The sequence below is a fragment of the Blautia sp. MSK20_18 genome (genome assembly GCF_020553125.1).
Classification (GTDB): domain Bacteria; phylum Bacillota; class Clostridia; order Lachnospirales; family Lachnospiraceae; genus Blautia_A; species Blautia_A fusiformis.
The window spans coordinates 1-19,254 of sequence record NZ_JAJCGR010000035.1 but is presented as its reverse complement, the minus strand read 5'-3'; the positions used below and the strand labels follow the sequence as shown (position 1 = coordinate 19,254).

Sequence of the window (19,254 nt, the reverse complement as noted above, 5' to 3'; positions counted from 1 at the left end):
GCCGCTATTTTTTCTCTTCCTTTCGCCTCCATATTTAAAATGAAAAATAAAATTAAAATGGTACGCGTTTTGTGAAAACTTTTTAAACTTTTTTTATCGTTGGATACAGAGCTTTTCATCCGAACTTTTTTGTTTTGTTTTTTCATATTGTAAAAGGTGATATTCGTATTGCCAGAAAAATCAGTGTAGAGTACAGAAAGGAGAAAAAATGCATTTAAAAAAAATATTAAATCTGTGTCTGTTTGGCCTCACGACCGAACTTTCAATTGTTCCGTTGGCATTCGCCAATGATGTATATGCAGAAGGTCCATTACCGACCGTTGTTGGCATCGTATCTCTTGACGACGGCAAGCGTCCAGATATTCCTAAGGGTTCAGGCTTTGCTGTCGTGAAATTAAAAATCCATGAAAGCAAAGATAAAAGCAGCCCTGCAATCGGATATTACGAGAAAGGAGAGACTGTAAATATCCTGGATGACGACGGAACATGGGCTCATACGGATAAGGGATACGTCTGGGGCGGCTACTTGTCAAGCACTTACCAAACTCCATTAAATTTACATAGCGATACAGAACTCTCATCCAGATATGTTGGATATACTTATGACATCATCAACCAAATGGAAGAAAAATACAAAAATATCCTAAAGAATTACAATATTACATTATGTGATAACCCAATTAAATCTTCTGGACTAGTACCAGATAATGGTAATGAAAATTCATTTATGAATGGCTTAACACACTATTATAGTGGGCCAGATGGACAGAAGCGGCTTATGTATATCAGAGACAGCCTGGATTCCATAAAAGGAGCAATGTATCATGAATTAGGGCATGCCATTGATATAGAAAATTTTGGTAATGACGGTTATGTGTCAGATGCAGCAGAGGTCGAGCAGTCATATAATACTGAAATGCCTGCTTTGAAAGAAAAATATTCTCTGGCTGACGCGAACACGGTAAATAAAATGGAATACTTTGCTGAAGCGTTCCGTCTTAACCACGAAGACCCGGAGGGCTTAAAAGCGACTGCTCCGATAATTTATGATTATGTAAACCAGATTATTGCAAGAATTTAAAAAACCTTTTTTTGTTTTTTATCACATATTTTTTTCTGCATATTATAAGTGTTCAAATAAATACAATAATGAAAAGGAGAATCTATTATGAACAAAACAATTTTAATGGGAAGACTTACAAGAGACCCGGAGATTAGAACAGCAGCTGGAGGAAGCGGAACTACTATCGCAAGATTCACTCTCGCAGTGAACAGAAGATTTCGCCGTGACAGTGAAGAAAGTGCTGACTTTATCAACTGCGTAGCATTCGGCAAGACCGCCGAGTTTATTGAGAAATACATCACAAAAGGACGTCAGATTTGTGTTTGCGGCCGTATTCAGACCGGCTCCTATACAAATCAGGAGGGACGTACTATCTACACTACAGAGGTCGTTGTAGAAGAAGCAGATTTTGCTGACAGCCGTCCGAATGCTGATGTTCCGCAGAATCCTCAGCCAGCACAGCAGGCCGCACCGTCATCTGCCCAGAATCCAGTGCCCGATACAGCAATGCCTGCACCGGAAGCGCCTGGCTTTGATGGAGATGAAGATATCCCATTCAATTAAAGTTCAAACAAAAAAATGCACTCACGATTTGTGAGTGTATTTTTTTTGTGTCTTCTTCGGCATCTTACATGTCCTGCTTGTACCATTCACCAATTCAGGTTTAACCTATCGCAATCCTTACCCGGCCTTTTCTCGCCAGGGCAATAGTAATGCTGCACAACTCAGCCGTAGCACAGATTTTGTCGGCCAGCGTGATAATCCATGCCTCCTTATTCTTTGGAATTGGACCAAGCGGAAACATATGCGTTAATATTGCACTTCTTTCACGCTCTGAGACATGGAAGTATTCAATGCTGTTCTCTGCTGCCGCCTTTGGATGAAAAAAGGCCTGATGCTCACCTGTTGGTGGCTTTTCATGAAAATCGAACAAACAAAAATCATGCAATAAACCTGCTCTCGCCGCCACCTTTTTGTTACAATGCCATTTCTTGGCTAGATACCATGACATATATGACACATTGATACTATGCATCAAACGGTTTGACCAATTGTGCTGACGGTATAGCCGCAGTTTTAAAAAATCTTCGTTTTGCAGGATATCAGAAACTAAATCCCGGTATTCCTGCGGGATATCTTCTGATAACTCAGTCTTGACGCCTTCGTTACCAGATTTCATGGAAAGTTCAATCATATTTATATTTTTTATATTTTTACTCATTTTCGTTTTGCCTCCTGCCGGCATTTCCGGCCAAGACCAATATGCAGAAACTCTGAAAAAATGAACGCGAGTTGACAAAAAAACACCTGAACAGCACTTACAGGCTTTCAGGTGTCTTTTTTCTCATTATTTCACCAGCGGGCACTTTCCGGCTTTGCAATAAAGATTTGTCATAAGCTCGCATTCCGCCGGACCTCCATCTGCTGACGGTCTAAAATACGCGCATTCACAGTCAGCGGCTGTATCGTCAATATCCATAAGTTCTTCATTGATTTTTTTGATACGGCCCATTGCAGCATCGATTTCTGATTTCACACCAATGCTATTGAGGCCTATCATTTCACCTACCTTCATTATTTTTCCTCCTCTGTTTTAGTTGTTTTAGTGTCTTTTGTGTCTGTACTGTTATTATTTGAATCCTTTTTCTGTGTGTTGCCAGAATCGCCGGAATTGGACTTATTGGGGTCTTCACTGTCAGTGTCTGAGGATGATACGCTTACAGACGTGTCAGAATCATTGCTATTGGCAACAGTCGTTCCGGTGCTGTCATCGCTATCGCTGCTATTCTCTTCGGTCTCCATCCGCTGGAATACTTCGTTCTTATCCGTCTTAATGGAATTCCAGGCATCCTTGTTTATTGTAACTTTCTTTTTGTCCTTCCATTCATCCAGTTTGTCTTCATAAGCCTTATCTTTCCTGTCGCTGATGATATCGTCTTTTTTTGTCTCAGTGGCGGACTGGTCATTCACGCTCTGCATATAAAGAATGATAGTGTTGCCTTTTGCGTCTTTATAACTGTCACACTCTCCGTCTTTCATTTTTGACACTTTTTTCAGCATTTCTTTTCCATATTCATCATACTCCGGGTCTGCTGTCGTGAATGTAATGCTCTGTGCTGTAAACCCGGCATCGCTTGCTGCTGCACTGATGTCTGTACCTGCTTCAACTTTTTTGATAAGTGATTTGATTTTCTTTTCTTTCTTTTTTGCATCCTTCTTTTTGATTTCTACATAACTGAATGTTGACTGGCCGGCCTCGTCATCGCTGACTTTGGTATCCACGTCTGACTCAATCGCATTTTTTACTCTCGTTTCATAAGTCATCAGCTCAAGCACGTTCATCATTGTCTTTTTGCTTGCGTGCATTGCTTTCAGGTCATCTTTTGACATTTTTTCGATAAACTCATCAGCAACAGATTCACACTCTTTCTTGTCATCGTCGGTGAAGGTGACTTCATATTCTTTGCTGCCGCAAAGTTTATCCAGAAGCAGTGATTTCAGTGAATCAAGAGTATTTCCCTTAAACTGTTCTCCGTATGTTTTGTATTTTTTGCTGTCTTCATCCGTGTCTTCCAGAGACTGTGACCACATATCCACATCTACAGCAGATGAATTAAATCGCTGCAGCATGGACTGCATGTAACTATAAGTTTCTGCCTGCATCATACGTGTATATGTACAGGCTGTTGCGTAATCAATTTTATTATCCTTGTCAATAAACATGACCGTATCTGCGTCTTTATAGTCCTTTGCCTTGTCTGCTCCACATCCGATAAACGTTGAAGCGGCGATTGCTGTGGAGAGCAAGATAGCCATTACTTTCTTTTTCTGCATTTTTTAATTTCCTTTCTACCTTTTTTAGTTGACATTAACAAAATCTTTTGAAACATAGCCTTCAACTCCGTTTTTGCTTACCTTCAGCCAGCCGGCATGTGTAGAGTCGCCCTCTGTTACATTTAAAGTTTCTCCGACCTGATAATTGGCAACGACCTGTGCTTTCTCGTCTGGTGTACGGCGGATATTTAAAGCCTCTTTGGCAATGTAGGAAGTTGGTGCTGTAGTAGTTTCTGCTGGCGCTGCCGCAGTTGCGTCAGCAGCCTCTGCTGCCTGGCTTGGTGTGGCTGCAGTCTCTGCCTGGTTCTTCGCTGCTTCATCTGCTGCCTTCTGCATATCTGCAGCGGTTGTTGTTTCTGTCTTCTCCTTTTCTTTTTCGCTGTCAGTTTCATCGTCTTTTTCTTCTTTTTTATCTGAATCATCGTCTTTTATGTCTGCATCGGAGCTGTCTGCGTCAGTCGTGCTTGCACTTTCCGCATCCGTGCTGTCTGAATCAGATGTAAGTCCGGCAATATAATTGGAAACACCATCTGTATATATCTCACGGGATGGAATGACCGGGTCCGGGGTGAAGGAATCCACAATTGACCAGCTGGACCATCCAATCAATACCACTGCTGCAATCGTGATTCCTCCGATTTCAATCTTATCAATCAATGATAATTTTTCTTTTCTTCTTTTTCTCCTTGGTCTGTATAGTTTGTTGCTCATTTTTTTTACTCGTCCTTTCTATATATTTTTGTTATTGTGCGTGAGCCGTAGCACTACAGCCCGCTTTCTCCAGTCTCCAAATCTGGCCGGCCGATTATCCGCATCATGTCATCATGCATTGCCCTGACTATTGGCTCATTTAACGTCTGCCCTGCATTTTTAAACACCTCTTCCAGATTTCTGATGAATTCATCAGTTACAACCGATGGCATTTTTATATTTGCCATATTTACACTTCTGTTCTCACGGTAAATCTTCACGTGATATTTATGGGTATTGATTTCCTGCAGGATTTCTTTGTTGATTCGGCCTCTTTTCATATTATAAAAAGCAAAACCGGTGTCTTCCGCATCATTCAACGCTGAATGGGCCCTGCCGTTTGCTTCATGGTCTATGTAACATATTCTGCAGATATCTGATAGAGAGAAAGCGTAATGTAAAGACAGGGTCTTCGCAAATATTGGATATACATTGCTGATTCTTTTTATCGTATCCAGGACATCCGCATCTGAACCGTTGAGTTTAGCCGTTGAGCGCATTTCAAACGCATCGGCCGGTCCAAATGTATAAACCTTTGATATCTCGTGCTTATCAAGGAATTCTTTAAGATTTTTCATAGCTTGGTTGAATGGGATGCCCTCTTTTGATAAAACATCCGGTTTTATTCCGGTTATCTTTTTGCATCTTTTCGTGAGCTTATGACCTTTTTTTATCTTGCAATACTGCGTGAACCGGTCAATTGGTCTTCCGTTCTGAAAGATTACTGCGCCTATTTCTGTTATCTCCTGAAATCCATCATTCTGGTTGTTATAATCAGTAGCATTAAATTCTGTATCCAAAAAGCAGACCTTGAAGTCCGCCGGCTTATTTTTTGTATTTTTTAGCGGCATATTCCGCGTTATCTCCTTTCTGTTTTTTTTGTCATATGTAATATGCTGAATATTTTTCATACATGAACGGTTTTTGCGGATTTTTTTAAAAAAAAGAAGCAGCCTGTTTCTCAGGCTGCTCGTTCCTTCAGATGCTTCATCCTGCAAAGCAGGTTGATTCCGTTTTTGTTTGGTTTATATATATTATCTTCAACCCAGTCAAACTCCAGCATGGAATTTTCCCTTGCCCGGACGGTTGTACCATCCTTTTCATAATTTATTGAAACCGGATAGATTCCAAGGCTCATAAAGACCTTGTCGTTTGCCATACCAACGCTCCGGATATCACCGCATTCGTTAAGCAGTTCGTCTTCCCAAATCTGCGAATCCATATCGCACAGATAGGAGACCTGCACAAGTTCATCATTCTCTGGCTCTATCATACATATATTTCTTAACTCTAAATATTTCGCCATCTCTCTACACCCCTTTCAATATGTTTTGTCAGGATGCAGGATTTCTTGTGGTGTTTGGACCAAGCGCCGCGTTTCGGTTTGCTCTTTCTGCATTTGTTGCGTCACGATATGCTTTCGGCGCATAGATGTTTTCAAAAGTCCTCATCTGCGCTTCAAGGATATGTTCCATCCAGAACCATTCATCCATTGTCAGTGAAAAGCTATTTTTAGTTTCATCTTCTCTTTCTCTGGCTTTTACGTTTAGAAGTCCTTTTTCATCCTGTACTACCGGTGCATAATAGTTTCTAATCTCTATCTCAACCGGTTTTGGCAGGTTCTCATGCCATATGATTTTTATCTCATAAACGAAACAGTTCCCGTTCCGATTCTTTCTTCTGACCAACGGCCTGAATCCCGTGTGATAAATCACATTTGGGTCAGTCTTGTTGTTTGTTGTGGCTGTAGCGGAAGAAACTGTTGCCGAAACGTTCTTATTCAGCAGTCCCTTTTCATAAAGGTCAAGGGCCTCTTTAATTGCCTTAATCTGGTCCTTGTTTCTTGGATATTTATTAACATTTGGCTCCAGCCATGCAATTTGATTAAGCAGAAGTTTTTTATTAACTTCCGCATTTTCAAGAAGTGCAGCAACAGGTGTTTTCCCTTTCAGTTGTCCTGCACTGATAGCAAGTGTAAATGCTGGTGAGCTCGTATCAACCTTTGTCGCAGCCGAAGATGCGCCAGAGGGCTGGCCTACAAGTTTATACACCAGTTTTTGGGTCATCTTTCCGATGGAGTTTATCATCCCAAATGTTTTATTTTCACTGCTGTTCATCTTTTTAAGGATGTTCTTATTCCTTACCTCTTCGAATATTCCAGGAAGTTCCGACACAGGGATATTTGCAGTGGTTGCTTTTTTGTCAGAATTGATGATTACGAACTTGAATCGGCTGAACGTCTCATGATGAAATGTCAGCGGCTCGCTTCCATCATCTCCGGTTGCCATTGTTAACTCATTTAATACAAAAAATGTCTGATTCTGTCGCAGGCAGAAGCATTCTTTTGGATTTTTCATGATTTTTAAAGTCTCCTTTCTTTGCTCTATTTATGGTTTACAAATTCAATATGCCTGTTTTTTTGCGAAACAAAAAAGCACCAAGACAAATCTTGGTGCTGCTTCTGACGAGTTCATTAGATGTGCACTTTTTTCTTTTTGGCATAAGCATTGCAAAAAGAAACCTGTGCCTTATCCTCTCTATCCTGCTCTTCTTTTGTTTTTCCGCGTCCTGAGGCAATTGCTATGCCTGCCGAAACTCCAATTAAGAAAGCAAATATTGCTACGCTAAGAATGATTACTGTTACTGTCATGATAAAATCTCCTCTCTTTGTAATATTGTTGACAACTCGCCGTTCCGGTTCGTAGCCAGACTTCGAACGGGGATTCAGACCCGCGTGCGAAGTTAAAACCGGGACATTTTACCCGCAGACGACTCTTCTTGTCGGCCGGGGATTTCCCGTTCTTCGTTAATTCATCATTAATATGCTAAAAATATGAAAAACAAAAAATAAGCGGAAGCTCAATATACGAGGCTCCGCTTATTAAAAAATCTTTGATAACTCGCCTACTTTGCAGGACTCGTTATCAGATTAAAATTAAATTTTTCTGGTTATTTTCCGCAATTATATCTTAATCCTGCAAGGTTCATCTGTGTGAAGGAAGCATCTTTCATGAGTTTTGACAAATTACTTATGCAGTTTTTAATATAATTGTATGTTAATGGTCTTTCTCTTCTTAAAGCATTTGCTGTAGCGGTGCTCTTTGTATACTCTTCATATGATTGAGCGAAATATTCGGATACGTTAGCAACTCGATTCTGCGCTCCAGTATACTTTCCTTTTTCTGTATTGTAAATTGAAATGAAATCTGATGATTTATCTGCATTTTCACTTACGTATGCAAGAAAATGGCCGAGTTCATGGTATACATAAGAGTCAGAATTCTCTGACAAAATAATAGCTCGTATCGTTCCATCGCAAGAATTTGATGATTGAGGGTCTACTACAATAGAAAATCCTAAAGCTTTTAATGCGTTTTTAACATTTAACTGCGTTCGGTTTGCAATTTTACTAACAGAGACTTCTCCGGTTTGTAATACTGTTATTTTAGTAGAACCATATTTTCGTGAACCATCGGTTGCGGTAGCTGTAATAGTTGCTGTACCCGCTTTTAAAGCCGTTACATTTCCATTGTCGTCGACAGAAGCAACGGATGGTTTACTACTTTTCCATGTTACAGCTTTGACAGACGCATTGCTCGGGAATACAGTTGCGATAAGTCTTGTTGTACCGTTATTGTCATAAATACTATTAGAATAGCCAGGGGCTACGGCAACAGATACTGAAGTTACCTTTGTTGATACTGCAGCGTTTACTGTTATTTCTATAGTTCCGAACTTCTTGGAACCATCAGCGGCTGTAGCTGTGATTGTAACCTTACCTGCTTTTTTACCAGTAACATATCCATATCTATCAACGCTAGCGATGGATGAGTTACTGCTTTTCCATGTTACGTTTGTGTTAGATGCGTTATATGGCTTGACTGAAGCAGTTAAGTATGTCTGCCCTTTGTTATCCAGTATTGTACTTGAATATCCTGCGCCAACGCCAACGTTTACGGACGTAACTTTTATAATTGGCTTTTTAACTGTTATGGTCATTGAAGCGGTTTTTTTAGAACCATCAGCAGCAGTCGCTGTGATTTTTGCTGTTCCTACACCAGTAGCAGATACCTTGCCATTTGTATCTATAGATACAACTTTAGCGTTGCTTGTTTTCCAAACCATGGTTTTATTTGTTGCATTTGTAGGCATAACTGTTGCAATAATATTCCCTGTTTTCCCTAAGTCCATAGTTTTTGTTGATGTTTGGGCCTGTCCTGGAATAATAAGGTTTAAACGGATTGATGAAACCTTGACAACGGGTCTGCTGGGCTTATGCGTTGGTTTTTTTGTAGGCTTAGGTGTCGGTTTTTTTGCCGGTGTGGCAGCCTTTTTGACTGTCACTTTGCAAACATATTTCTTTTTATTTGCTGTAGCAGTAATGTTTACCTTTCCAACCTTAATACCTTTTATAATACCATTTGAGCTTACCGTAGCAATTCTTTTATTGCTTGTTGCCCACGTCACTTTGGCCTTTGTGTTTTTCATCTTTAATGTTGCTGTTTTACCAACCGTTACTGTTAACGTTTTAGCGCTTAATGTTGGTGCTGCTGCGGCATTTGCCGGAACAACAAGTGAGATTGTACTAATCAGTATCAAAGCAGCCATAAAAATACTGATTATTTTTGAGCTGATTTTTTTCATAGCATTTCCTCCTTTATTTTGCTATTTTTTTTGCTTCCTTCTGTTTTTAATATGCAAAATATAAAAATAAAATAAAATTTTTTAATGTACTTTTGTATACGTATCTGCCACATTTTCAGGAAACTTATAATTGTAATAAGTCACTTCCTCCCCTTTATTATTTTTCCATGTGTGTACTGGTCCAAGCAGATAGCAATTACTATTTTGCTTGAATGCTTTTCCTACCTTTAATTCAGTTAGGCTATCGCATGATTCAAACATATCATTATCATCAGTCACCTTCCGGAAATCCATAGTTGATAAATCCAATTTTTTCAATCCTTCACAGTCATAGAACATTTCACTTACATCTGTTACATTTTTTGTGTTGAATGAAGAAAGGTCTACAGTCTCAAGGCTTTTACATGCTACAAACAGACCTTCCATTGTTTTCACTTTTTCCGTGTTAAAACTGGAAAGATTGATATTTTTTAATGCTGAACAGTATCCGACCAATTCGCTCATATCCGTTACATTTGAAGTATCAAATGATGATAAGTCCAATTCTGATATTGATTCGCAGAACGAAAACATACCCATCATGTCTTCTACTTTTGAAGTGTCGAAATTAGATACGTCTAAACTTTTTAATCCCTCACACCCTGAAAACATCATAGTCATATCTGTTACTTTGGATGTATTCAGGCATGAAATATCTAATGCAGTCAGAGATTTGCATTTTTCGAACATGCTGCTCATGTTCTCTACATTATCTGTATTTAGCGGTGTCAAATCTATGGTTTTTAGATTTTCACATCCTTCAAACATACCATCCATTTCCGTTGCATCTTTTGTATCCAGCATAGTCAAATCAATGCTTTCAATATTTTCCTTCTCTGCAAATAAATAACTGCAGCTATCTGCTTCTACTTTCTGTCCTTTCTTTTGCGTAGATACTTTCATTGTTTTTCCGTTATCTTCTATCCAAGCGACTACTCCGCCGTCTCCATCATCATCAACATCAAGAATATCTGTGTTATCCGGCTTTATCTCGTCAGTAAAAATAATGGATGTTACATTGTCCGGGATTAAGTCAGTAAAATCTTTACTTCCTGGGCCGGCGTATGTTTTTAATTTATAAGTCGTATTTTTTTCTTTTATTTCCTGTGCTTTTCTTTTGATTTTTCTTTCCCGTTCTTGAAATTCCTTCGTGTATGCCGGATTCTTTATTACAATTTGGTCATCTTTTTTGTATGTTTTTGCATGAGCCGATATCGGAAAAATGAATCCGATGCTTAACGTCAGTATTATTGGTAGATATAATATTTTTTTATTTTTAACCATTTTTTTACTCCTCCCATTCAGGAAACTCCCCTTCTTCTTTCTCAATCTGACAATCTGAATTTGTGACACCACTGCCTTCCGCATCTTCGCTTGGTGTAATCGTTTCAGGATTGCCGTTATCCCCCGTTATTTCTATGTTTTCAGGTTCTTTTTCTTCTTTTTCTTTTAGCCCTGGTGCCTTCTCTTCTGCCGCTGCAGGAATATCTTTCTTTTCTTTTTCTGTCTTCTTTTTCTTTTCTTTCGATTCCCCGCTATCAGCAATCATCCGACAAACTTTCCTGATGTCAGGCATCAGATATTTCACTGCGGCAATCGCAATGATAATCATGCAGCCTGTCTGTACTATTACATAGAACATCTTTATCACCTCTTTTTTTATTTTCTTACAATATGCAAAATAGGCAAAAAAAAGAGAAAAGCCTTAACCGGCCTTTCTCTCTCAAGAATGGAAATTTGTGTCATACAGAAATAATGTTGTCAGCATGGTCGTATACATCATCTGAAAGTACCGCATCATTTCGCATTGCAACGTTGTAAAGACGTTCTGCAAATGTTTCTACGCTTGTATTGTACTTATCCTGAAGTACTTCGTATTTCTTGCGAAGGGATGCATACTGTTCTGACATGGCTTCCAGCTGATTTCTGAGACTTTGGATTTCAGCCTCTGTGGATTCAGGCACAAATGTTTTGACAGGCTCCTTTTCGCCCGCTGCAATATCAGCGGCATTTGCAGATGTATCTGCCTGTACTTTTCCGGTTTTCTGAGTTTCGGTTACCTTGTTTCCAAGAATAGCGCTGTATTTCAGACAAAACTTTTTGTATTTTGCCTTATTCAGAATCTTGCTTGGCCACACCGGATGCTCATTCATGGATTCGACAATCCGCTCGGCCAGGAACTCATCAAAATACAGAGGCAGCTCATCTTTGAACCGGTAGACATGTTCCGGATATTCACTCCTCAGTTTGGTGAGTCTGTGTGAGATAGAGCCTACGGCAATGCCATTTACCTCAGCAAACCTTCTTGAAGTTACAACCTTCACGCCTTTCACCTGATGCTGTCCTTTTCCTGTTCTTCCGTTAACTTTTTTCATGATTTTTTACTTCCTTTCTTGTTTGGTGCTTATTTGAATGCATTTTTAATATGATTTTTTCATGGCAAAATAAAAAGCAGCCAGGCTATTAGAACGGACATCCTCTCCATGGTGCTGGAAATTCCAGTGCATCATGGATAATATTTTGTGCATGCATATCCGCTTTGGCGGCATCATCATCGTAAAACACTTTGTTGTTATAGATTTTTGCTATGATTTTAGGCTGTTCTTCATATTTGCCAGTTGCCCATGCTTTTAACAGAGAAATCCCTTGATTTTCTTTTGACCTTACAACAGAAACATAATGTGATTTCTGCGGTAATAGGTCATGAATTTCTTTAATCAGAGCATGAATTTCTTCTGGACCTTTTCGGTTTTTAGCATTACAGAAGTTCAGCCATTCATCTTGATTTGCGTAGTAGCAGTCTATGATATTTTGGCAAAATTCCGGAATACTGATGCTTGTGGTACTGAGTTCTCGCAGGCCGTCCTTGATGTATATGGTATCTGTTTTTTCAGAAGAATCATATACACCTTCTTTCTGATTGCATAAGATGACATTAAACCTGTTAACTGAGCATTTGTACTCATCCTTTTCTATGTAACACAAAAAAAGAAAACCTGAATCATTCAGGTTTTCTAATGCCACTGGATTTTGCATTTTCCATCATCTTGGCTTCCATTTCACTCCAATGCTTGATTTACATGGCCATTGCGTCCATGCTCTTAACCTTCTTTTTTTGTATCGCTATCTTCGTTTTTGTAATTGGCCCAGATTTGTCTTTTCAGCCAATAGCCGAAAATAATGTTTGAACAGAGCGTGGGTATTTCCTGCTTGTTTAAGTCGCATCGCCTTATTCTGCATTCTTGGTTTTCCGTAATGTAAATAGCATCCTTAGAAAGTGTAATTGATACAACGTCCTTTATTGGATTTGTCCAATCCCGGACATACATTACCTTTCCTTCTCCGTTGTTGAGCCATGAACTGCATGCAATAAGAGTATCGTACATAGCATCTCTTTCGTGTTTTAACATTTTGATGAAATAAGAATCATCAGTTGATGGCACTGAAGACAGTGCAAATTCTACCGGAGCAGATATTAAATCCATCACCAGTTTGCTAATATTCTGTGTGTTTTTCGTGTTATCCATTGTCATTTTTTTCTTCCTTCCTTTATTTGTTTTATATTATATATTAAGTATGCTAGTTTTGGAATGTAATAAAAAAGAAGCCCGTTTTTTCGGGCTTCAATAACATTATTTTTTCAGCAACCTGATTCTCTCCTCAATAACTTCCTGTGCATATGTATCTGTCCTTGCTTTTTCGTCAAGATACTCAATTTCTCCGGAGACAGAAATCTTTGCAATGACTGTGCTATCTTCAGGATTATCATATCCTCTTTTCCATGCGTTCACACACCAGGTTTGCTCCTCCTGGTCGAAATGGTCACACATGATTTCCACCCATTCGCTTGATTTTCCAGTCTTTGCGTTCAGAATAGTTCTGATATTTCCAACCATATTTTGAATTTCATCATTTTCAGCGCAGGATACCCCATCCGACGAAGAAATAATATTCTTTGTTTCGTAGTCGGGTGGGGAGGAATGCGCGGTTTTGTATTCCTCCTGCTTCCTTCTTTTAATTAAATGCTGATTTAAAATAACCGCCAGCATATCTGTATATTTTAACTTTTTTAATAGATGCAGATTTTTTATCAGGGAGTAGCATCATCCGTGTTCCATTACAGTGACATCCTGCAGTCTCGCGTTTTCTGTTTTCGTATATGACTATATCGTGAGGCTGAATTTTATAATGCTGTTTCCTAACAGTTCTTTTTCCAGCGGTCACTTTTTGTAACCGATACTGATGCAGATTTTCGGAATCCTTCTTATGATTACGATTGATTCTACCGTTAAATAATTCCTGACCACTTCGCTTCTTTCCGTCGCGGCTGTCAATATACTTTGCATCATAGAACTTCTCAAGACACCTATTATTTCTGCGTTTCTTCTTGTAAAGAACCGCTTTTATACGATGCTTCGGATGAAACTGGCCCATGACAAACGCATCATTGACATGTGATTTATCAATATTTAGTTCTCGGCGCCGTTCTTTTGTTGCTGCTCCGTACGTAATGTGAATAACTATATCCGGGAATAAAGTCTTAATTTCGTTGTAAAGCTGCCATCGTATCGTAGTCATGAATGTCGCGCCTTTAAAGGATGAAAGCTTTGGCTTCCAGCCATATAATTTTCCGCCTGGTTTATGATTCTTTGGTGTATGACATTTATCACATACTGTAGCCAGATTTGACATACTGTTCGTTCCGCCTTGGCTCCTGTATTTAACATGATGAACATGGAGTATCGCTCCATCTTTTATTGTCCTGCCGCAACATTGACATTTATAACCATCACGGGCAAAAATTGCTTCTCGCAGCGTCGCGATACCGTAACGTTCGCCATGCTGATAATCTGCACCCTGTGGTAAAGGCTTTCCTTCCTCTTTAGCTTTTAATACCTGAGTGTCAAAATTTCCCATTTCCATAGTAATATCTGTAAGAGGCATTACATTATTAATACGTGAAATTGCCTGGACATGAATATCTTTTTTATGTTCCAGTGATGGAGCAATCCAGCCTTTATCTTTCTTTCTATTGTTGAATCGCGGCTGCCGGTATCTTTTTCTGTTCCGCCTCTGTCTTCGATACATACGGCATGCATCATGCCTGCTTCTTTCGTCTGTTAACGTGTCAATCTGGTCAGCCAGATATTCGTGCTTCTCTGACTTTACAGATATTCCAATATGTATATATCCGGTATCCATACAAAGCTCTATTGGCTGGATGTCTCCAGTCTCCCTTTCGGTAAGCTGTATGGTAAACGGATGATAACTATACTTAATCGCTTTAGCTGATTTGAGCAGCTTACGTGTTCTGTATTCACTTGTCGGCATCAATCTTTCGCCTGTCTTACTAATGACTGCAACTGACATAAGCTGCCCTCCTTATATTCTTATATTTTCCCGGCAAGCCGGGATGGCTTACGCCTTCTGTACCAACTGCTTCCAAATATCCGAAGATATTTAAAAGCAGCCCATACAGGTTCTCTATCCTTTCGGCTCTGGCAAGCCGGCGCCTAGTCAGAATCGGTTGTCCTCATCGCCAATGTTAGCCGATAGTTTAGCGCATACTGCACTTCTTCTACCCTAAGAGATGTTTAACAGCATACCGCAGAGCGTGAGACTTGAGGAGCATCCCACGGTGCCTATTTTACCGGTAACGTAGCAGTTAAAGATTTACCTGACCTGGCTTGGCCGGTTTCGTTACTGCTAAGGCTAATCAATAAGACTGCAAGGCTTATGTGATAACGACGGGGGCCCGGCGCTATCAATAAGGCTTTGCAGTCAACACCTTCCGTAAACTGTAACGGGGCTAAACAAAAGAGGGAATAAGAAAGATTTATTCTTTTGCAAGCCCAGTCCGAGGTTTACCTCGGGCGCGGGTTATTGACACGCTTCGCGATTTTTGTATTCCTCGTATTCATCCTTATTCTTATTGTCTTTCGGGTCGTTCATATTAGCGAAAGCGAACTACCCGCATCTAAAGAAGCAGGCTTCCGAAGAAGACAGCCTAAAGACACAGGCTTTGAACCCGCAGGTTCTCTTTTTTCCTGTCTATCCGGGTGACATATTATGTCACGTCTGTAAGCGTGACCCCGCAGCTCGGCAGGCTACTCCGGTGTTCCACCGGTAAGGTTATCGGGTTACCAAAAGACTGCATGTCTGATATGGCAATTTTAGCAATCGTATTCAGTTTGTTATATGTAATACAAGATTTTACAAAATCAACCCGTATGGATTTTTTCTTTGCCATATCAAAACCTCCTGCTTTTTTCTTGCTTTCTTACATAGTTAATATGCCGAAAAAATCTAAAACGTGACGATTTTTGCGAAAAATTTTTGCAGAAAATAAAAATTTCTCTACGCCGAAGCATAGAGAAATCAATAAATCGCAAGCGATATTTTTGTTTATTTGTATATTTAGGCGTTTCCATCTCGGCAATTCAATAACCGAGAATTCCCACTTATTTCTTAATTGTTTCCGTTGCCACTTCCGGTTCATCCGTTTCTTTCGTCTCTTCTTTTTCCTCTATTTTTGTATCCTCTTTTCTGCATTCAGAGCATTGACACTGACATTCAGCAAACAGTACCATGACAGAAAGGATGATAGGCAGAAGCAGAAGGATTGTAACGCAAAGCATCTGCAATCCGGAAAGCTGTGCAGAGACGATAAAGCCAAGAAAAGTTACGCCGAAAACAGCAATCTTCATCCACGCATCGGCCTTAAAGAATCCTCTGCGGAGCAGCATATAAGAAATTGCCGTTACCGCGATGTAAATGATACATATGATGATAAAGAACATCATGACCGCGGCAACCGCAACCCAAGCCAGACTGCCAAGGCCTGCGAACATACCACCAATTGCAGCACCCGGCAAAGTGTAGTCATAGCATCCGCCAGAGGTAATCCCGCCTGAAGCGATATCTACTCCGGAATTAACCATATGTGCCACAAAATTGCAGATGGAGAACATCCCGACTTCCGCCAGCACCATGAAAATAGTATAGATTGAAAGTAGAATGGTAGAGGTCGCAGAAAGCGTTTTTGCCTTTTTATTTTCCATTATTTTTTTCACCTCCTTTTTTTTGTATAGATACAATATGCAAAATAAACACAAAAAAGTGCTGCATTTCTGCAGCACAGATAAGATTGCTAACTCAGGTTTGCGTCTTCGGTGCCAGCTCAAAATTAACCACCGTAATAAATTTCAGTACAACCATCGTCGGAAAGTTCGATTTCTTTAATCTTCCATCCATTCACGGTAAAATCCCCACGATAAGCATTCCTGTAATGGTTCTTCACAGTTTTTTCCGCTTCTTTTAAGTTTGAGGATATTACAATGCCAATAATTTTTTCATCGCGAAAACTGTCGTACTGGTAATAGCTGAATATTTTTTTGTCAGATATTCCGGACTCGCTTTTATCACGCATTTCTCTTCTCATTTCTTTCTCCTTTCTTTGCAATTGATTTTTGTAATCTTAATATGCAATATTTTCAGGCAAGAGAAAAAGCCGGCATTTTCTGCCGGCATTGAATGTTTTTTTATGCAAATAGATGTTCCTTTTTTCTTCCAAAGTAGAAAAATAGCCATCCATACAATGGGACTTTGCTTTCGCCAAATTCTGGCTCATATTTTGGCAGCAGCCATGGCTTTTTCAGGCTGAATTGCCAGTATACACTGTACTGCTCACCATTTTTTTGGTTATACAAAACCATCCATGTGGTGCGAATCCGATGGCAAAATTTCACGTTAACACCAAAAAACGTTTGAATGATGGTAGCAAGGATTCTGCAATCGTAAATCTCTTTTCTCATATTTTTTCCTTTCTCCGGCGGCTTCGCCGCCGGTGTCAATCTAAAATTAACAAATATCCTGAACATTCGCCTGAATGCTGGTCACGCCATTCCACTCATTGAGTGTTGGGTAATACAGCATCTTGAAGTCGTACAGTTTTCCATTCTGATTCAAAAACTGTTCTTTCGTCTCAATATCATGAAAACATACACCGTTCTTGCAGTTTCGGCTGTTGAATGTAATCTTAAGAACATTTTTGTTCTTACCGATAATCTCAGCACGATTTGCTTTCACGCTACTCTGGGCAAATACCGGTTTTTCATTCCCCTTACCAAACGGTTCAAGGATTTCAAGCTGTCTGATGAAATTCTGTGTCAGAAAATCAACCGGAAGAATCACGTCAATCATGACCTTCGGGATAAAGTCCGCATCGGTCAGACCGCTGCGGGCGTTAAGTTCCTGACGAAATTTTCCCAGATTCTCTTCTTTCAAAGATAATCCAGCAGCCATTGGGTGACCGCCAAAACCAAGCATCAGGTCTTTTACTTCCACCAGTTTTTCATACATTGAATATGCTTCAATGGAGCGGCCAGAGCCCTTCAGAAAATCACCGTCACCTTTTGTAAGAACGAAAGCAGGCTTGCAATACCGCTCTCTTATTTTACCGGCAATGATTCCGGCGATACTTTCATGTGCTTCCGGAAGGTAGACAACCAAAACCTTGTCATCCTGCATTTCTGCATCAATGATTTTGAACGCCTCTTCCATACCTTCTTTTGTAAGGTTCTGACGTTCTACGTTCAGGTCTCGCATCTGCTCTGCACGCTTGATTGCGGTATCATAATCAGTTTCAACCAGCAGGTCAAACGCCTCGTTTGCGGTATCAAGTCTGCCCTCGGCGTTAATGCACGGGCCAATCTTAAAACCATAATCGTAAGAGGTCAGAGCTTTGTCTCTCAGTCCAAGAACTTCAAGCAGTGCCTGCAGGCCAATATTTGAAGTGTTCTGCATTTTTTTAAGCCCTTCTTTAACGATTGCACGATTATCATGCTGTAATTCCATTACATCGCAGACAGTGCCGAGAGAGGCAATTTCCAGAAAATCAGAATTTTTAAATTCCTGTTCTTTTCCGAATTTCTTATACAGGCAGCCCATAAATTTCCAGGCAACGACTGCACCACAGATTTCTTTGAAAACGCCGTCATCCTCCGGACGTTTCGGGTCAATGACCGCGTCGGCGTCAGGGATGATGTAGTGGCGAGTTCCGGCTTCAGCTTCATTGTACGGTACTTCACCCTCTCCATCCTCCTCTGCATTCGCAGAGTCGTCTGTCGGACAGAAGTTCCTTATTTCATAAGGAACTTCATGGTGGTCAGTGACTACCACTGTCATTCCGAGTTCTTTTGCCAGCTTAATTTCATTCGCAGCAGCGATACCATTATCGCAGGTCAGGATAACCTGTACGCCAGCTTCATACGCATCACGAATTGCTGGTTCATGCAGACCATAGCCGTCTGTAATACGGTGAGGGATAAACTTATCACATTTTGCACCAAGTCCGGTCAGACCTTTGTAGAGGATATATGTACTGGTTACGCCATCTACGTCATAGTCGCCCATGATTCTGATGTATTTTCCTGCTTTCACTGCGTCGTAGATAATATCTACTCCACGCTGCATATCAGTCAATTCAGAACCATCAGAAACGGTTGCAATATCTGCTTCCAGATACTCCCTTACAGCATCCTCTCCCTGCACACCACGGTCAGCGAGAATCTTAATGATGGCTGGATGTACACCAAACTTTTCTGCAAGTACGTTGAATTCCGGGCTTTTGAGATTTTTGTAAATCCATTTGCTTTTACTCATTTTTTAAGTCTCCTTTTCTTTGTTTTAGTTTTAACTATATTTTTACGGTTTTAATATGCGGGATTTTTAAAATAGCGAAAAACGTAAAAATAAGCCCGGCAATTACTTTTGCCGGGCTGTAAACGTTGTGTATGTGGCTTTTGTTCAGTTTTAAAATTCGGTATCTCCTGTCATATGTTTTGCCTCCTTTTTTAAAATATTATTTTTAGGATTTAAAGCGGGAATCCTCGGTTATTCTATATCCGAGATGAAAGCGCATA

Annotated in this window: 23 protein-coding genes; 2 read left to right on the top strand and 21 right to left on the bottom strand. The window is 40.0% G+C overall.

Annotation, left to right across the window (positions count from 1 at the left end; genetic code table 11):
- Positions 1-208 precede the first annotated feature (208 nt).
- Both LI091_RS15180 and ssb read left to right on the top strand, forming a co-directional pair.
- Positions 209-1,081 carry an anthrax toxin lethal factor-related metalloendopeptidase gene (locus tag LI091_RS15180; protein WP_173734394.1) on the top strand — a complete coding sequence of 291 codons (873 nt, stop codon included), beginning with the start codon at positions 209-211 and terminating at the stop codon, positions 1,079-1,081.
- Between the two features lie 87 nt (positions 1,082-1,168).
- Complete coding sequence (gene ssb / locus LI091_RS15175) at positions 1,169-1,627, top strand: single-stranded DNA-binding protein (protein WP_173734393.1); 459 nt, start codon at positions 1,169-1,171, stop codon at positions 1,625-1,627.
- Positions 1,628-1,727: 100 nt separating this feature from the next.
- Here the strand turns inward: ssb and LI091_RS15170 are convergent, their stop codons facing one another.
- The 21 genes from LI091_RS15170 to LI091_RS15070 form a co-directional block, all read right to left on the bottom strand.
- Positions 1,728-2,285: an HD domain-containing protein gene (locus tag LI091_RS15170; protein ID WP_265191318.1), complete on the bottom strand. Its 558-nt coding sequence runs from the start codon at positions 2,283-2,285 to the stop codon at positions 1,728-1,730.
- Between the two features lie 126 nt (positions 2,286-2,411).
- Entirely contained in the window at positions 2,412-2,639 is a 228-nt protein-coding gene (locus tag LI091_RS15165; RefSeq protein ID WP_173734392.1) for a hypothetical protein, read from the bottom strand.
- Positions 2,639-3,898 carry a hypothetical protein gene (locus LI091_RS15160; RefSeq protein ID WP_173734391.1) on the bottom strand — a complete coding sequence of 420 codons (1,260 nt, stop codon included), beginning with the start codon at positions 3,896-3,898 and terminating at the stop codon, positions 2,639-2,641. The genes LI091_RS15165 and LI091_RS15160 overlap by 1 nt, the downstream gene beginning before the upstream one ends.
- A gap of 24 nt (positions 3,899-3,922) precedes the next feature.
- On the bottom strand, positions 3,923-4,609 hold the full coding sequence (locus LI091_RS15155; protein ID WP_173734390.1) for an SH3 domain-containing protein: 687 nt from the start codon (positions 4,607-4,609) through the stop codon (positions 3,923-3,925).
- Positions 4,610-4,662: 53 nt separating this feature from the next.
- The gene (locus tag LI091_RS15150) at positions 4,663-5,499 is read right to left on the bottom strand and encodes a 3'-5' exonuclease (RefSeq protein WP_173734389.1); all 837 of its coding nucleotides are present in this window, start codon (positions 5,497-5,499) and stop codon (positions 4,663-4,665) included.
- A 110-nt stretch (positions 5,500-5,609) separates the two neighbouring features.
- On the bottom strand, positions 5,610-5,921 hold the full coding sequence (locus LI091_RS15145) for a hypothetical protein (protein ID WP_110103412.1): 312 nt from the start codon (positions 5,919-5,921) through the stop codon (positions 5,610-5,612).
- A gap of 61 nt (positions 5,922-5,982) precedes the next feature.
- A complete protein-coding gene (locus LI091_RS15140) occupies positions 5,983-7,005 on the bottom strand; it encodes a hypothetical protein (RefSeq protein ID WP_173734387.1) in 1,023 nt (340 codons plus the stop codon).
- A 116-nt stretch (positions 7,006-7,121) separates the two neighbouring features.
- Positions 7,122-7,298 (bottom strand): hypothetical protein, encoded by a 177-nt coding sequence (locus LI091_RS15135; RefSeq protein ID WP_173734386.1) that lies wholly within the window; start codon positions 7,296-7,298, stop codon positions 7,122-7,124.
- Between the two features lie 299 nt (positions 7,299-7,597).
- On the bottom strand, positions 7,598-9,292 hold the full coding sequence (locus LI091_RS15130; RefSeq protein ID WP_173734385.1) for an Ig-like domain-containing protein: 1,695 nt from the start codon (positions 9,290-9,292) through the stop codon (positions 7,598-7,600).
- Between the two features lie 81 nt (positions 9,293-9,373).
- Positions 9,374-10,615, bottom strand: a complete 1,242-nt coding sequence (locus LI091_RS15125) for a BspA family leucine-rich repeat surface protein (protein WP_173734384.1) — start codon at positions 10,613-10,615, stop codon at positions 9,374-9,376.
- A gap of 4 nt (positions 10,616-10,619) precedes the next feature.
- Complete coding sequence (locus LI091_RS15120) at positions 10,620-10,943, bottom strand: hypothetical protein (RefSeq protein WP_173734383.1); 324 nt, start codon at positions 10,941-10,943, stop codon at positions 10,620-10,622.
- 130 nt (positions 10,944-11,073) lie between these two features.
- Positions 11,074-11,706, bottom strand: coding sequence for a hypothetical protein (locus LI091_RS15115; protein ID WP_173734382.1), 633 nt, complete (start codon positions 11,704-11,706; stop codon positions 11,074-11,076).
- 88 nt (positions 11,707-11,794) lie between these two features.
- Positions 11,795-12,367, bottom strand: coding sequence for a hypothetical protein (locus LI091_RS15110; protein ID WP_173734381.1), 573 nt, complete (start codon positions 12,365-12,367; stop codon positions 11,795-11,797).
- Between the two features lie 65 nt (positions 12,368-12,432).
- The gene (locus tag LI091_RS15105) at positions 12,433-12,864 is read right to left on the bottom strand and encodes a hypothetical protein (RefSeq protein WP_173734380.1); all 432 of its coding nucleotides are present in this window, start codon (positions 12,862-12,864) and stop codon (positions 12,433-12,435) included.
- Positions 12,865-12,963: 99 nt separating this feature from the next.
- Positions 12,964-13,227 carry a hypothetical protein gene (locus tag LI091_RS15100; RefSeq protein WP_265191317.1) on the bottom strand — a complete coding sequence of 88 codons (264 nt, stop codon included), beginning with the start codon at positions 13,225-13,227 and terminating at the stop codon, positions 12,964-12,966.
- Between the two features lie 118 nt (positions 13,228-13,345).
- Positions 13,346-14,701 (bottom strand): RNA-guided endonuclease IscB, encoded by a 1,356-nt coding sequence (gene iscB, locus LI091_RS15095; RefSeq protein ID WP_173734378.1) that lies wholly within the window; start codon positions 14,699-14,701, stop codon positions 13,346-13,348.
- Positions 14,702-15,398: 697 nt separating this feature from the next.
- Complete coding sequence (locus LI091_RS15090) at positions 15,399-15,581, bottom strand: hypothetical protein (protein WP_173734377.1); 183 nt, start codon at positions 15,579-15,581, stop codon at positions 15,399-15,401.
- A gap of 211 nt (positions 15,582-15,792) precedes the next feature.
- Positions 15,793-16,392, bottom strand: coding sequence for a hypothetical protein (locus LI091_RS15085; RefSeq protein ID WP_173734376.1), 600 nt, complete (start codon positions 16,390-16,392; stop codon positions 15,793-15,795).
- A 125-nt stretch (positions 16,393-16,517) separates the two neighbouring features.
- Entirely contained in the window at positions 16,518-16,772 is a 255-nt protein-coding gene (locus tag LI091_RS15080) for a hypothetical protein (protein ID WP_173734375.1), read from the bottom strand.
- Between the two features lie 100 nt (positions 16,773-16,872).
- Positions 16,873-17,145, bottom strand: coding sequence for a hypothetical protein (locus tag LI091_RS15075; protein ID WP_173734374.1), 273 nt, complete (start codon positions 17,143-17,145; stop codon positions 16,873-16,875).
- 46 nt (positions 17,146-17,191) lie between these two features.
- The gene (locus tag LI091_RS15070; RefSeq protein WP_173734373.1) at positions 17,192-18,994 is read right to left on the bottom strand and encodes a single-stranded-DNA-specific exonuclease RecJ; all 1,803 of its coding nucleotides are present in this window, start codon (positions 18,992-18,994) and stop codon (positions 17,192-17,194) included.
- Positions 18,995-19,254: the final 260 nt, after the last annotated feature.